The sequence below is a fragment of the Bradyrhizobium sp. SZCCHNRI20481 genome (genome assembly GCF_032485055.1).
GTDB lineage: Bacteria > Pseudomonadota > Alphaproteobacteria > Rhizobiales > Xanthobacteraceae > Bradyrhizobium.
Genome location: NZ_JAUEUE010000006.1, coordinates 94954 through 110230 on the forward strand (window position 1 = coordinate 94954; position 15277 = coordinate 110230).

The window sequence follows — 15277 nt, forward strand, 5'->3', positions numbered from 1 at the left end:
TCCCTCCCTGCGACCCCCGAAGAGGTGGATGACGCGGCTTACGGACAGGCTTCGGCACCGGAGCCCTGCCACGTCTCAGCTTGCGTGACGTCGCGCACGGAGCGCGGGGCCGCGATCTGCGACAAACGGCGCCGTCACCCGAGGCGAGGTGACGCAACCGAGAGGAGCAGGTCATGAGCTTTTGGGATGATATCGGAGATGCCGTCAGTTCCGCCGTGGACGACGTGAAGGACGTCGCGAAGGATGTGGCGGGTGCGGTCGGCGGTGCGGCGGGCGCCGTGGTCGATACGGTCGAGCACGTCGCCGGCGATGCGGCCCATGCCGTGGGCAGCGTGGTGCATGGCATCGGCGCGCTCGGCGGCGAGGCCATCCATACCGTGGGCGGCGTACTCGGCGCGATCGGGCACGGTGCCGAGGCGATCGGCGGCGGCCTGCTTCACACCGTCGGCGACGTGGCCTCGACCGTGGTCCATGTCGGCGGCGACGTCCTCCATACCGGGATCAACGTCGCCGGCGACGTGGCGTCCGGGGTGGGCCATCTGGTGCACGGCGACATCGACGGCGCCATCAATGACGTGAAGCATATAGGCGGCGACATCGTCGATGGCGGACTCAAGGTCGGGGGCGACGTGGCGCATGGCGCCCTCGACGTCGCCGGCGACCTCGCACACACCGCGGTCGGCCTCGGCGAGGCCGGGCTGGAGGCGGCCGGCGCAGTCGGCCACGGCGCGCTCGGCATGGCCGGCACCATCGTCGGAACGGCCGGCGAGGTCGGAATGGACGCACTGGACGCCGCAGGCGCGGTGGTGAAGGGCGGCTTCGACGCCGGCGTGGCGGTGGCCGACGGCGCAATCGGCGTGGTCACCGACACGGCGTCGGCGGCAGGCCACCTGATCGGCGGACCGATCGGCGAGGCGATCTCCGGCATCGCCCACGGCGCCGATGCGGTCGGCACCGGCATCGTCGATGGCGTCGGCCATTTCGTCGGCGAAGGCCTCAACGGGCTGGCGCAGACCGCCGGCGAGCTGAGCCACTCGCTGGGTCAGCAGCTCGACGCGATCGGCCACGACCTGGGCTCGCTGGTCAACGACCTCAGCCATGGCGATCTCGGCGCGGCGATCGGCGACGTCTTCAAGCTGGCCCAGGACGGCCTGCGCAGCGACGGCAGCATCCAGATCGCTCATGCGGGACAGGACGGCGGCAGCCATGGCGGGTTCTGGGACTCGATCGCGCAGGCGATCCATCAGTCCGGCGACAACGTCCAGGGCGGCCAGGGCCCCGGCCCCGGCTTCCCCGGCCCGTTGCACGGCGAGGGCTCGTCGCACAACCCGATCATCGTCGACAATTTCGGCGACCATGGCCATGCGGGCAACACCGGCATCGTGCCGCCGAATTTCGACCACGCGCCGGTGGCCGTGCACGACGCGCCGCACGCCGACTACAGCCACATCGTCCAGATGGACGATTCGCATCACTTCGCGATGCATGGCTGAGACACCGGCGCTCAGCCGGCAGGCATCCCGCCGTGACCGTCACGGCGGGATGTCGCGTCAGGACCGATCGGCGGCGTGCTGGACGATGGCCGGCGGCGCGCCGATCGCCTGCGCGCGATCATGCGGCTGATCGTTCATCGCCGAGAGCGCACACAGCGCCAGCGAGCCCCAGACAGCGGCGCTGAAATACAGCGACATCCAGGCGATCTCTTCCTTCCAGTGCTCGAACTCGTGGGTGACGGTCCAGCGCGTCGCGGAGTCGCGCAGGCCGACGAGCGGATGCAGCAGCGGCGTGCCGGCGGCGCGCTCGATGCGCCAGCGCTTCACATACATCGGGACATCGATCACGACGAGGAAGGCGAGATAGCAGGCGACGCCGACGAGGCCCGCGATCAGAAGGCTGCGCACCAGGCCGTCGAACTCCGGCAGCAGCCGGCCGAGGCCGATGCCGACGAACAGGAAGGCCACCGCCCACAGCGAGTTCTCGATCGCGTTGTAGAGGAAATTCCTGGTGACGACCGCATACCAGGAACAGATCTCGGCAACGACGATCAGCGGCACGATGATGCGGGCCATGTTGACCGCGGTCTCGGCATCCGCGATCGCGCCGAGCTGCGCCAGGATGATGGCCCATTGCGCCGCGAAGGCGATCTCGGCGATGGTCGCCACGGTGCGGCCGACGAACACGCTCGACAGCCAGCTGTCGACCAGACAGATGCGCTGCACGTCGGCGCGCGGCAGCACCGAGCGGAAGGCGCAGCCGAACACATAGGCCGCCGATAGCACCAGCATCGAACCGGTCTGGGAAGCCTGGCCCAGGGTATTGCTGCCGCCGTTGAGCTGGCGGTACAGGATGAACCAGAACACGATGTTGGCGAGGCTGACGAGCGTCAGCATGGCCCACCACAGACCGACCGGGTTCGACAGGGCTCGCGACTGCGCACGCATCCGGGCACTCCAACTTTCATGTGACTGACATCCGATCGTATTAATTCCGTCACGGAGCGGCAACCCGTTCCGGCCACTGGGGGCGCAAAAGGCCGTGTGCCGGCGAGCCCTGCGGCCGGCGTTGGGAGTTGCCCGAGTTCCTTGCAGGAACCCGAAGGCGATCGGCGTCACCGTGGCGATGGACGATTTCGGCAAGCCGATGCTGCAGGAGGCCATCAGCAGGATGATTCGTTTGGTCGGAGGTACGCCGGCGGCTGCCGTCGACGTGCAGGCCAGGAAGGCTGCGGCCGCGTGACGGCAGATCTTGTCATCGTGATTGCCTTGCGGCTGAACTGAACAGGCGGCCGCGAATGTGATGGCTCACCCTCCCCTGGAGGGTGACCGCGGCACGCAGCCCGGCCAAGCTCGGCGCAGCGTTACTCAGAACGTCCGGATGATCTTGAAATCGAGCCCGTCAGCCGCGGCGAGATGCATCGCCATGCCGGCACGGCCCTGGCGGATCGTCACCTCGCCGCGCGCGCCGGAATAGACGATGTTGCGGCCGGCGGCGGCGAGCGGTCGCAGCGACAGCGAGCCGGCGCGCTCGGCGGCCGCCTTCAGGAAGCGCAGGCCCTCGTAGTTCGACTGGCCGACCGATCCGACCGGCGGCGCATCGGCGCCGAACATCGCGGTGTAGCGGCTCATGAACGCGTCATTGGCCTTGGAGCCGATGCAACTGAAATAGCCGGAGGCCGAATACAGGTTCTCGGTGTTGTCGGCGCCGATGCCGAGCAGCACCGTTTCGTCCACCGCGCCGGCGAGACGCAGGGTGGTCGCGGCGAGGCCGGACTCGCCGAAAGCGCGATTGAAGGTGATGCTGTCGGTGCCGATCAGCGAGATCAGCACGACATCAGGCCTGGCGGCGCGGATGCGCGCCAGATGCGCCTCGTGATCATCCTCGCCGACCGGCACGAACTCCTCGCCGACCACCTGGCCGCCGGCCTCGGTGATGTAGGTCTTGGTCTGAAGGTGGGACTGCCAGGGCCAGACGTAGTCGCTGCCGATCAGATACCAGCGCCGGGCGCGCTTGTTCTCCGCCAGCCAGTGGATCGCGGGGCGGGTCTGGCTGTGCGGCGTCTCGCCGATCGCCATCACGCCGGGCGTGCGCTCGCCGCCTTCATAGACCGGCGTATACACATAAGGGGTGCGGCCGCGCGTGAGCCGGCGCAGCGCCAGCCTGACGGCGCTGATATGCGAGCCCATGACGACGTCGATGTCGCCGAATTCGAGCGCGTCCCTGGCACGATCGGTCACCTCGTCCACCGGCCCGCCGGAATCGTAGAACGACAACTCGATCTCGCGCCCGAGGATGCCGCCGCGGCGGTTGATCTCGGACACCGCGAGCAGCGCGCTGTTGGTCGCGGCCGGCCCCCAGATGCCGGGCGAGCCGGAGAAGGTAAGGAAATTGCCGATGCGCAGCCTGTTCTGGGAGCCGCGCCGCTGGAGACGGTCAGGATCGAACGGGGCGAGTGCGGGAAGGCCGGCCCGCCGGGGCGGGCTCCTGAACAGCAGGGATGGCGGCAGACGGAGACGCCCGGCCGTGACAGATCCTGTCGAGAGCACACCCACTCCTTGGCCGCAACCGTGTCTGGCCCATTGTGGACCGGCGGTCATACGCCGTCAAAATCAGCACGTGTTCGGCAAATATCCTATTCGAAAATGTTGAATGTTCAAGAATTGGGATGCATATAGATCGGGCAGCAACTGCCGGACATTCATTCAAGTCGGGACCGCAAGCGAAATTCACCGTGGCCAAACCGCCCCATCCCAACACCCCCCTCACCGAGCATCTCGCCTACCTGCTCGCGCAAGCCAACCGGGAGATCAACCGGCAGTTGGAGTCGCGCCTGAGCACCGAGGGCGTGCCCGTCGAGCAGTGGCGCATCCTCAAGGTGCTCTCGGACGGCGAGGGGCACTCGATGGGCGATCTCGCCGACGCGGTGCTGCTGAACCACCCGACCCTGACCAAGATGATCGACCGCATGGTGTCGGACTCGCTGGTCTACCGCCGCCAGGACGCCCATGACCGCCGCAAGGTGCTGATGTTCATCAGCGATCATGGCAAGGCGCTGTGCAAGCGGCTGAACTCGCTCGCCGCCAGCCAGGAGGCGCACATCCTGGAGAATTACGGCGACAAGGCCACCGGCGAGCTGAAGCGGCTGCTGGAGAATCTGATCGACGCGGCGAGCTGAGCGGCTGCTGTAGGGTGGGCAAAGGCGCGCCGAGCTACTGATTTGACTAAGACTGACTCTCGCGCCGTGCCCACCATTGCACACCGAGCACGCCGATGGACGGTGGGCACGGCGCGTTGACTGCATACCGCGGAGCAGCACCGGTGGACGCGCCTTTGCCCACCCTACCGCATCCCGCCTGCGGCAAATGTGTCTGCTCGCCCCGGCAACGCCGGGATAGACGCAAGACGAATCCTCCCTCATCCTGTCCTGTGACGATCGCGACGAACGGGCCGCCAACAGAGCCCGCGCGCGATCCCGGTTGGACCCGTCGTCCGGCCGGACGAGGACACGCCAGAGGGAGGACAGGCCATGGGCATTCATTTGCTCGATCGCGCCATTGGCAGCGACTATCCGACATTCGCCAGCACGGCTGACATCCGCGCCTTCGAGCAGACGCCGTACAGCGAACGGATCGCGGCGCAGAGCACCTATGAGGCGCTCAAATGTGGGGCGTCCGCCAATCCGGACGCGCCGGCGATCCAGTTTCTGCAGAATGCCGACCCGGCCGACGCGCCGGTCGTGATCTCCTATCGCGACTTCGTCGCCAGGGTGACGCAGGCCGCGAACATGTTTCATGCGCTCGGCGTCGGCCCCAACGATGTCGTCAGCTTCATGCTGCCCCTGGTGCCCGACGCCTTCGTGACGCTGTTCGGCGCGGAGGCCGCCGGGATCGCGAACCCGGTCAACCCGCTGCTGGAGCCGCACCAGATCGCCGAGATTCTCGATGCCGCCAGGACCAAGGTGCTGGTGGCGCTGGGCCCCCTGCCCGGCACCGACATCTGGCAGAAGGTCGAGAAGGTCCGAGGCAGCCTCAAACACCTCAAGGCGATCGTGCAGGTCCATGGCGGCGGCGGTGATCCGGCGAACGGCATCCACGCCTTCAACGACCTGATCAAGCCGCAGCCGGGCGATCACCTCGTCAGCGGCCGGCAGATCAAGGCCAGCGATACCGCGGCCTATTTCCACACCGGCGGCACCACCGGCACGCCGAAGCTGGTGCGGCACAGCCATGGCAACCAAGTCTACCAGGCCTGGGGCATCAACCTGGTCCTGAAAGCCAAGCCCGGCGGGACGCTGCTGTTCGGCATGCCGCTATTCCATGTCGGGGGATCACTGACGCAGGCGCTGCAGACCCTCTCCGCGGGCGGCAGCCTCGTCGTGCTCTCCGGTGCCGGCTGGCGCAACCCGAATGCGGTGCGCAACATCTGGGGCCTGGTCGAGCGCTTCAAGCCGGAGACGCTGTCGAGCGTGCCGACGGTGCTGGCGGCGACGCTGGCGGTGCCGCAAGGCGCGGCCGACATCTCCAGCCTGCGCTATGCCGCGGGCGGCGGCTCGGCCATCCCTGTCGCGGTCGGACAGGCGATCATGGACAAGCTGAAGCTGCCGGTGATCGAAGTCTATGGCATGACCGAGACTGCGAGCGTGCACACCATGGCCTATCCGGACCAGCCGATCCGGCTCGGCTCGGTCGGCCTGCCGCTGCCCTATGCGCAGGTGCGCATCGTCAAGCTCGATGCCGACGGGCGCTACGAGCGCGACTGCGCGGCGGATGAGATCGGCGTCGTCATCATGGCCGGGCCGGGCGTGTTCTCAGGGTATCTCGACGATACCCACAACAAGGGCGCCTTCGTCGACGGCCGTTGGGTCAATTCCGGCGATCTCGGCCGGCTCGACGCCGACGGCTTCCTCTGGATCACCGGCCGCGCCAAGGACCTCGTGATCCGCGGCGGCCACAACATCGATCCGGCGCCGATCGAGGAGATTTTGTTTCAGCATCCCTCGGTCGGCTTCGCCGCCGTGGTCGGCCAACCCGACGCCTATGCCGGCGAGCTGCCGATCGGTTATGTCCAGCTCAAGCCGGGCGCCGCCGTGCAGCCGGGCGAGCTGGAGGACTGGGTACGCGCCCGCACGCCGGAGCGCGCCGCAGTGCCGGTGCAGATCATCCCGATCGATCCGATGCCGGTGACGGGCGTGGGCAAGGTGTTCAAGCCGCAGCTGCGCTGGGACGCGGCGACGCGCGTGTTCACCAAGGTGCTGTCGCAGGTCACCGACCGCGGCATCGATTGCAGTGTGAAGGTCGGCCCGCACGGCAGCCACGGCAGCATCGCGACGGTGACGTTGCGCAACGTGCCTGCGGAGACCCGCGAGGCGGTCGAGAACGAGGTGCACACCTTGCTGGCGCCGTTCGTGATCCGGCACGAGGTGGTGATGGGGTGAGCCGCGATTCGGCGTGAGACAGCCGTCTCGGCATTTGATCGGGACGGTGGTGCTCTGGCACGATGCTGACGCGTTTCGTCACGTTTGCCAGGCCAGAGACGATGAACCCAACCGACATCACCATCGCGATCGAAGATGCCAGACAGGCTGATGTCGCCGACCTCATCGCGGAGGCCAATGCCTATCTGCGGACGCTATACCCTGCTGAAAGCAATCATCCCGTCGATGCCCACGCGCTCTCGGTGCCCGGAGCCGCATTTTTTGCCGCCCGCCGTGACGGGACGCTGCTCGGATCGATCGCCCTTCGGCTCATTGGCCCAGGACATGCCGAGATCAAGCGATTGTTCGTCCGCGAAACCGCCCGCGGCTGTGGGCTCGGACGCAGGCTCCTCATGACATTGGAAGACGAGGCCCAAGGTCGCGGGCTTGGCCGCGTAAGCCTCGAAGTGGGCATCAGACAGCCGCAGGCGATCCAGCTCTATCGCAGCTCCGGCTATCAGGATTGCGGGCCGTTCGGGATCTACCGACTCGATCCGCTCAGCCTCTTCATGACCAAACGGCTGGTGGCTTGACCAGGCTGACCCGAACGGTGCTTGGGTGTCCGGATGCATCGAACGTGCAGTCAGGGGGAGTGACGAAAGATCGGACAACAAAGTATCCCCCGCGCGGCGGCGCCTCACCCCGACGCGTGAGAACTCTCGGCTCCGCTACTCCGGATGCGCCTTTGGCTTCGTCGATTGCAGCCGCAGCTCGCCTGTCGGATTTGCCACCCCCTTGTCGGCAGCAACCCTGCGCAGCACATCCGGCCGGTCGGAGATGATGCCGTCGACGCCGTCATCGATCAGTTGCGCCATGTCCGCGGGCTTATTGACCGTCCAGACCACGACCTCCAGGCCAAGCGCATGCGCCTCGGCAATCAGCTCCGGCGTGACATCGGTAAAAAAGGGCGACCACACCTTGCCGCCGGCCGCGTGAATCGTCCGCGGCAGCGAGCCGCCGTGATCGGCGGGGTTGAAGCCCGCGGTCCAGCGCGTCGCCTCGGTCGGCGACACCGTGGGCGTCTTGCCGCTGTGCCGTGACAGATAGACGGTGGAGATCCTTGGCGCGCGCTGCTACACCAGTTGCAAGGTGCGCCAGTCGAACGACTGGATCATGACCCGGTCGGTGAAGTGCTCGGCCTCGATCAGGCCGAGCAGCAGGGATACGAACCGCTCGGGGTCCGGCGCTTCATTGGGAAGCGCTGGATCGAGCTTGGTCTCGATGTTGAGGCGCACGCGATCCTTGCCCGAGCCCCTGACGAGATCGATGACCTGCTTCAGGGTCGGAATGCGCGGCGGCGGGACGTCCCCGGAGATCACCTGCTGCTCGGGAAACTGCCTGGCGTAGTCGCTGCCGGGACGGATCTGGCCGACATCGTAGGACTGCACCTCCGCAAGCGGCAGATCGATCAGCAGCGGCCCCGGCGGCGCAACGTAGTTGCCATCGGGGGAGCGGGCGAGATCAGGATTGAGCCGTCGCTCATGCGAGACCACCAGCACGCCGTCCTTCGTGACGCCGACATCGAGCTCGAGCGTGTCGACATGAAAGGCCAGAGACATCTTGAAGGCCTGCAGCGTGTTCTCCGGATACAGCGCACGCCCGCCGCGATGGGCCTCGATGTCAAAGGCCATGGCAGGGCTCGCAAGCTCGAGCAGCAACAGAGCGGCGGTGAGGAACAGGGTGGGACGGTGCATGGCACCAGCCTACCACGGCCGCGCGGAATGCCCATTCCCCTTGTCTCCGCCGGGCATCTGAACTAGGCCTTTCACCATCGGACCAGCCGACAACGCTGGCCAAGGACGGATCGAAGGGAGGCGATCCGCACGCGCAGCAGCGCCGTGCCTGCATCCCTTTGCCCCTCCTTTCGCGTTCTGCTTTCGAGTTCACGTGCGACGGACCATGCCCATGACCGACCTTCCTGTCCTCATCGCCGGCGGCGGCATCGGCGGCCTCGCGACCGCACTCACATTGCAGCAGATCGGCGTGCCCTGCATCGTCTACGAGAGCGTGCGCGAGATGCGGCCGCTCGGGGTCGGCATCAATCTGCAGCCCAACGCGGTGCGGGAATTGTATGACCTCGGCATCTCGGCCGACGATCTCGACCAGGTCGGCGTGCCCGCGCGCGAATGGGCGCTGGTCGGGCTGAATGGCAACGACATCTATTCCGAGCCGCGCGGCCTGCTCGCCGGCTATGACTGGCCGCAATATGCCGTGCATCGCGGCAAGCTGCACATGCTGCTGTACAGCCGGCTGGTGGAACGCGCCGGCGCTGGAAGCGTGCGGCTCGGCAGCCGCGTTGCGGGCTACGAGAAGAACTCGGACGGATCGGTAACGGCCCGCATCGAGCATGCCGATGGATCGCGCATCGAGACGCGCGGGCGGCTGCTGATCGGCGCCGATGGCATCCACTCGGCGGTGCGCGCCCAGATGCATCCCAGCCAGCCGCCGATCCATTGGGGCGGCGCCGTGATGTGGCGCGGCGTGACCTGGGCGAAGCCGATGCGCACGGGATCGTCCTTCGTCGGCCTCGGCACCCATCGCCACCGCGTCGTGGTCTATCCGATCTCGCATCCCGACCCGAAAACGGGGCTGGCGCTGATCAACTGGATCGCGGAAGTCACGATGGACAACACCGAGGGCTGGAAGCAGACCGGCTGGTTCCGCCAGGTGCCAGTCAAGGAGTTCGCGCATCATTTCGCCGGCTGGACCTATGACTGGCTCGACGTGCCCGCGCTGATCGCCGGCGCCGACGGCGCCTATGAGAACCCGATGATCGACCGCGATCCGGTGCCGACCTGGGTCGACGGCCCGGTGGCGCTGATGGGAGACGCCGCGCATGCGATGTATCCGACCGGCTCCAACGGCGCCAGCCAGGCCATCGTCGACGCCCGCGTGCTCGGCGCCTCGCTGCTGGCGCACGGCGTCACGCCAGCCGCGCTCGCGGCCTATGACGACAAGCTGTGCGGCCCGATCTCGCAAGTCATCCTGCGCAACCGCGGCGCCGGCCCGTTCGGCCTGCTCAACCTGGTCGACGAGCGCTGCGGCGGCACCTTCACCAACATCGACGACGTCATCCCACCGGCCGAGCGCGAGGCGTTCATGGCCGGTTACAAGAAGGCCGCGGGATTCGCCATCGAGCAGTTGAACGCGGCGCCGCGGACGATTGCGGAAGGCGCGCGCGTTGAGGTGGTGAAGGCCGCCTGATCCGAACTCAGCTGATGCCACGAGCAAGCACGCGACGCAGCAGCGCGACTGTTGACCTTCCATGACTTGTTGCTGGCAGAGTTAGAGTTTATGGCAGTGTAGATCGCAGCATTGATTGGGACCCAACGGTTGGCCGGCAAGTCAAGCTCCGCAGGACCCCACTGCACAGTATTCCAGCGATCGGACTCCCTCCGCCAATATTCGGCGGAGGCCTCTGTAATCTTCTTTGGTGAGTTGACGGATCATGCAACGACCCGACTACGCGGCGAACTACGAAACTTTAATGGCGGTAGTCACCCATCTTGCAGTGAACAAGTGGCCAGCTCGCCAACCGAAAGGCATTGCGAAAGATCTATCGATAGAGAATGTCGATGCGGTGCGCGGTGTGTTAAGGACCTTCAAAGGGCTCTTTCGAGAGTCGAGAGGCGTGTCGCGAGATCATGGAGAACCGCTCTACTCACTTCATTTGAGACATTCTCGATTCGTCGTTGCTGACGAAGAGCAGGAACGCCCCCCGCTCAATACTGAAGATCTATTCGCTCTTCTTCGTTTGGTTTCAGAGAAGGCAGCTCAGCAGACCCAACAAGCTTCCGCCCTCAGGATCGCAGCTCTTACTTCAATAATCTCGCTGATGGTTGCTGCCGCATCGCTACTCGTGGCCCTTCACAAGGGCTTATGACGCATTCCTTAGGCAGGCTTCGACATCCATTCCAACCCAGAACGAATTATTCGTCAACGCGAGCGTTGCTAAGCAATCCAGAGCTGATTGCGAGACTCTGAAATTGCTTCGCTTGCGCTCGCAATGACGATGGAGAGACGGCCTCAGTCCGCGCTTAAGCGTACCTGCCGTGGCAGTGCTTGTACTTCTTCCCCGAGCCGCAGGGGCAGTCCTCGTTGCGGCCGATCTTGCCCCAGGTGGTGGGGTCGTTCGGGTTACGCGCTTCGGCCGGGACCGGAGCGACGCCGGAGGACGGCACCACGGAGACGTTGGCGAAGGCCATTTCGTCCTCACCGGTGTTCGGATCGACGTGGTGCGCCTGCATCGGCGGCAGCACCGGCTGCTGCTCCTCCGGCGGCACGATCTCGACGCGCATCAGTTGCGCGGTGACCGCCTCGCGCAGATGCGCGATCATGGCCTCGAACAGCGTGAAGGCTTCCGACTTGTACTCCTGCAGCGGATCGCGCTGGCCGTAGCCTCGCAGGCCGATGACCTGGCGCAGATGGTCGAGCATCACCAAGTGCTCGCGCCAGAGGTGGTCGAGCGTCTGCAGCAGGATGGTCTTCTCGACGTAGCGCATCACGTCGGGGCCCCATTGCGCGACCTTGGCGGCCATGCGCTCGTCGGCATGGGTCTCGATGCGCTTGAGCAGCTCCTCGTCGGCGATGCCCTCTTCCTTCGCCCACTCGTCGACCGGCAGGTCGATGTCGAGCACACGCTTCAGCTCCTCCTTCAGGCCGGCGACGTCCCACTGCTCGGCATAGGCATGCTCGGGCACGTGCTTGGCGACGAGGTCGTCGATGAAGGCGTGACGCATGTCGGTGATCGTCTCGACCACGCTCTCGTCCTGCATCAGCTCGACGCGCTGGTCGAAGATCACCTTGCGCTGGTCGTTCTGGACGTTGTCGAACTTCAGGAGGTTCTTGCGGATGTCGAAGTTGCGCGCCTCGACCTTCTGCTGCGCCTTCTCCAGCGCCTTGTTGATCCAGGGGTGGATGATGGCCTCGCCTTCCTTGAGGCCGAGGCGGGTCAGCATGCTGTCGAGCCGGTCGGAGCCGAAGATCCGCATCAGATCGTCTTCCAGCGACAGGAAGAACTTCGAGCGGCCGGGATCGCCCTGGCGGCCGGAGCGGCCGCGCAGCTGGTTGTCGATGCGGCGGGATTCGTGGCGCTCGGAGCCGATGATGTAGAGGCCGCCGGGCTTGGTCACGGTCTTGGCCGGCTTGGAGCCCTTGGCGGGCTCGATCTCGACGGTCTCCTCGGCCTTCAGCACGATCTCGCGGAAGCGGGCGATGTCGGCCTTGATCTGCTCGATCTTGGCGGCCTTCTCGGCCTCGTCGGTGATCCCGGCGGTCTCCTGCTGCAGGCGCATCTCGAGCGAGCCGCCGAGCTTGATGTCGGTGCCGCGGCCGGCCATGTTGGTCGCGATCGTGATCGCGCCGGGCACGCCGGCTTCGGCCACGATATAGGCCTCCTGCTCGTGGAAGCGCGCGTTCAGCACCGCGAACAGCTTGGCCGGCTTGCCGGCGCGGGCCGCCGCATAGAGCTTGTCGAGCGCCCGCTCGCTGCCGAAGTCGATCTGCTTGTAGCCGTGCTGCTTGAGATAGGCGGCCAGCACTTCCGACTTCTCGATCGAGGCGGTGCCGACCAGCACCGGCTGCAACCGGGAGTTCGCCCGCTCGATCTCGGCCAGGATCGCGGCGTATTTCTCCTGCTGGGTGCGGTAGACCTCGTCGTCCTCGTCAAGACGTGCGACCGGCAGGTTGGTCGGGATCTCCAGCACCTCGAGCTTGTAGATGTCGAACAGCTCGTCGGCCTCGGTGGCGGCCGTGCCGGTCATGCCGGCGAGCTTGGCATACATGCGGAAGTAGTTCTGGAACGTGATCGAGGCCAGCGTCTGGTTCTCGGGCTGCACCGGCTGGTGCTCCTTGGCCTCGAGCGCCTGGTGCAGGCCTTCGGAATAGCGCCGGCCCGGCATCATGCGGCCGGTGAACTCGTCGATGATCACGACCTCGCCGTCGCGGACGATGTAGTCCTTGTCGCGCGTGAACAGCGTGTGCGCGCGCAGCGCCTGGTTGATGTGGTGGACGACGGAGACGTTCTCGACGTCGTAGAGCGACTCGCCCTTGAGCTGGCCGGCATCGCGCAGCAGGGTCTCGATCTTCTCCATGCCGGCTTCGGTGAGCGTCACCGTGCGCTGCTTCTCGTCGACCTCGTAGTCGGACTTGTCGAGCTTCGGCACGAAGGTGTCGATGGTGTTGTAGAACTCCGAGCGGTCGTCGAGCGGGCCGGAGATGATCAGCGGCGTGCGCGCTTCATCGATCAGGATGGAGTCCACCTCGTCGACGATCGCGAAGAAGTGTCCGCGCTGGACCATGTCCTCCAGGCGGTACTTCATGTTGTCGCGCAGATAGTCGAAGCCGTATTCGTTGTTGGTGCCGTAGGTGATGTCGCAGGCATAGGCCGCCTTGCGCTCGGCATCGTCGAGGCCGTGCACGATCACACCTGTGGTCAGGCCGAGGAAGCCGTAGATCTGGCTCATCCAGCCGGCGTCGCGGCGGGCAAGGTAGTCGTTCACCGTCACGACGTGGACGCCCTTGCCGGCCAGCGCATTCAGGTAGACCGCGAGCGTCGCCACCAGCGTCTTGCCTTCGCCGGTCTTCATCTCGGCGATGTCGCCCTCGTGAAGCACCATGCCGCCGATCAGCTGGACGTCGAAATGGCGCTGGCCGAGGGTGCGCTTGGAGGCCTCGCGGACGGTGGCGAAGGCCGGGACCAGGATGTCGTCGAGCGTCTTGCCCTCGGCGAGCTGCTTCTTGAACTCCTCGGTGCGCGCCTTGAGCTGCTCGTCGGTCAGGTTTGCGAGCTCCGGCTCCAGCGCATTGATGGCGTTGACACGGGACTGATAGCCCTTGACGCGACGGTCGTTGGCGGAGCCGAATAGCTTACGGGCGAGCGCGCCGATCATTGCTGAAATCCTGCCTCTATGGGTCTGCGTTGCAGCCGTAACTCATGGTTTGGGTTTGCTGTTCCCGACGTGATGCACCGCAGCACCCGCGCCAGCCTCGACCTTCGGCGCCGGGCGGCGTCCGCCAGATGAGTGGGAGACAGGCAAACCAGGGTTCAACGGCCAAAAACGCAGCAAAATAAGCGCTATCGCCCTTGAAGCGACCGGGGAGAGATATGGCTGGGGGGGAACGTTGTCAACGGCGCCCGACAGCCGGGCCGTCGCCGCCCACCTGTCGCCGATTTCACGAAATTGACAGACTTTTCGCGTTGCCAAGGCACGGCGATTGGGCGAGTGTCCCGGCCGCCCTGAGGCCTCCCCCCTCGAGCCCCCTCTTCTCAACAAGGATTTTCCATGACCACGTCGTTCCCGGTTACGAAAACCGGCCTGCGCCTCGGCCTTGCCACCGCTCTCGCCGGAAGTCTCGCGTTGTCCCTGCTTGCCGCGCCCGCACGCGCCGCCGACGATGCCAACCCGGTGCTGGCCAAGGTGAACGGCGCCGAGATCCGCAAGAGCGACGTGACGCTCGCCGAGGAGGAGCTCGGACAGAGCCTCGCGCAGATGGATCCGGCGACCAAGGACGAGAACGTCCTGTCGTTCCTGATCGACATGAAGCTGGTCGCCAAGGCGGCCGAGGACAAGAAGGTCGCCGACAGCGAGGAGTTCAAGAAGCGCCTCGCCTTCACCCGCAACCGGCTGCTGATGGACAGCCTGCTTGCCAGCGAGGGCAAGGCCGCGACCACGCCGGACGCGATGAAGAAGGTCTACGAGGAGGCCGCCAAGCAGATCGGCGGCGAGCAGGAGGTGCACGCCCGCCACATCCTGGTCGAGACCGAGGACGAGGCCAAGGCCGTCAAGGCCGAGCTCGCCAAGGGCGCCGATTTCGCAGAACTCGCCAAGAAGAAGTCCAAGGACCCCGGCGCCTCGGACGGCGGCGATCTCGGTTTCTTCACCAAGGAGCAGATGGTGCCGGAATTCGCCAACGTCGCCTTCGCGATGGAGCCGGGCAAGATCTCGGACCCGGTGAAGACCCAGTTCGGCTGGCACGTGATCAAGGTCGAGGAAAAGCGCAGCCGCAAGCCGCCGGAGTTCGACCAGGTCAAGAGCCAGATCGAGACCTACGTCACCCGCAAGGCCCAGGCCGACTATGTCGGCAAGCTGCGCGAGACCGCCAAGATCGAGCGCCTGGACAAGCCCGCTGGCGACGCCGCCAAGCCGGCGGAGGCGAAGCCGGCCGAGCCGGCGAAGAAGTAAGCGGCTCGGCTACTTGGCTTGAGGCGCGACATGGTCGCGTCATAAATGGTGTCGTCCCGGCGAAAGCCGGGACCCATACCGCGTGATGTTTGAAACAGGCACGTGGCCGATACCGGGGCTCCCA

General features: G+C 66.1%; 11 protein-coding genes and 1 pseudogene. 8 read left to right on the plus strand and 4 right to left on the minus strand.

Going from position 1 to position 15277, the window contains the following annotated elements:
• Positions 1-173 precede the first annotated feature (173 nt).
• Positions 174-1493 (plus strand): hypothetical protein, encoded by a 1320-nt coding sequence (locus tag QX132_RS11255; protein ID WP_316161175.1) that lies wholly within the window; start codon positions 174-176, stop codon positions 1491-1493.
• A 57-nt stretch (positions 1494-1550) separates the two neighbouring features.
• Here QX132_RS11255 and QX132_RS11260 read toward each other — a convergent pair whose 3' ends face one another.
• Positions 1551-2441 (minus strand): hypothetical protein, encoded by an 891-nt coding sequence (locus QX132_RS11260; protein ID WP_316161177.1) that lies wholly within the window; start codon positions 2439-2441, stop codon positions 1551-1553.
• A 172-nt stretch (positions 2442-2613) separates the two neighbouring features.
• On the opposite strand from QX132_RS11260, the gene QX132_RS11265 reads away from it, so the two are divergent.
• On the plus strand, positions 2614-2736 hold the full coding sequence (locus QX132_RS11265) for a hypothetical protein (RefSeq protein ID WP_315775693.1): 123 nt from the start codon (positions 2614-2616) through the stop codon (positions 2734-2736).
• 125 nt (positions 2737-2861) lie between these two features.
• Here QX132_RS11265 and QX132_RS11270 read toward each other — a convergent pair whose 3' ends face one another.
• The gene (locus QX132_RS11270) at positions 2862-4043 is read right to left on the minus strand and encodes a substrate-binding domain-containing protein (protein WP_316161179.1); all 1182 of its coding nucleotides are present in this window, start codon (positions 4041-4043) and stop codon (positions 2862-2864) included.
• Positions 4044-4228: 185 nt separating this feature from the next.
• Between QX132_RS11270 and QX132_RS11275 the strand changes: the two genes are divergently transcribed.
• The 3 genes from QX132_RS11275 (at position 4229) to QX132_RS11285 (ending at position 7503) form a co-directional block, all read left to right on the plus strand.
• The gene (locus QX132_RS11275) at positions 4229-4672 is read left to right on the plus strand and encodes a MarR family winged helix-turn-helix transcriptional regulator (RefSeq protein ID WP_315735215.1); all 444 of its coding nucleotides are present in this window, start codon (positions 4229-4231) and stop codon (positions 4670-4672) included.
• Between the two features lie 351 nt (positions 4673-5023).
• Positions 5024-6931 carry an acyl-CoA synthetase gene (locus QX132_RS11280; protein ID WP_316161180.1) on the plus strand — a complete coding sequence of 636 codons (1908 nt, stop codon included), beginning with the start codon at positions 5024-5026 and terminating at the stop codon, positions 6929-6931.
• A 62-nt stretch (positions 6932-6993) separates the two neighbouring features.
• Positions 6994-7503, plus strand: coding sequence for a GNAT family N-acetyltransferase (locus QX132_RS11285; RefSeq protein WP_315775696.1), 510 nt, complete (start codon positions 6994-6996; stop codon positions 7501-7503).
• A gap of 135 nt (positions 7504-7638) precedes the next feature.
• Here the strand turns inward: QX132_RS11285 and QX132_RS11290 are convergent.
• Positions 7639-8601, minus strand: a pseudogene (locus QX132_RS11290) (glycerophosphodiester phosphodiesterase).
• 274 nt (positions 8602-8875) lie between these two features.
• On the opposite strand from QX132_RS11290, the gene QX132_RS11295 reads away from it, so the two are divergent.
• Positions 8876-10174: a flavin-dependent oxidoreductase gene (locus QX132_RS11295; protein WP_316161181.1), complete on the plus strand. Its 1299-nt coding sequence runs from the start codon at positions 8876-8878 to the stop codon at positions 10172-10174.
• Positions 10175-10418: 244 nt separating this feature from the next.
• The gene (locus tag QX132_RS11300; protein WP_315775699.1) at positions 10419-10853 is read left to right on the plus strand and encodes a hypothetical protein; all 435 of its coding nucleotides are present in this window, start codon (positions 10419-10421) and stop codon (positions 10851-10853) included.
• Between the two features lie 154 nt (positions 10854-11007).
• On the opposite strand, the gene secA is transcribed toward QX132_RS11300, so the two are convergent.
• The gene (secA, locus tag QX132_RS11305; protein WP_316161183.1) at positions 11008-13860 is read right to left on the minus strand and encodes a preprotein translocase subunit SecA; all 2853 of its coding nucleotides are present in this window, start codon (positions 13858-13860) and stop codon (positions 11008-11010) included.
• 393 nt (positions 13861-14253) lie between these two features.
• On the opposite strand from secA, the gene QX132_RS11310 reads away from it, so the two are divergent.
• Complete coding sequence (locus QX132_RS11310) at positions 14254-15153, plus strand: peptidylprolyl isomerase (protein WP_315797281.1); 900 nt, start codon at positions 14254-14256, stop codon at positions 15151-15153.
• The last annotated feature ends 124 nt before the right edge of the window (positions 15154-15277 follow it).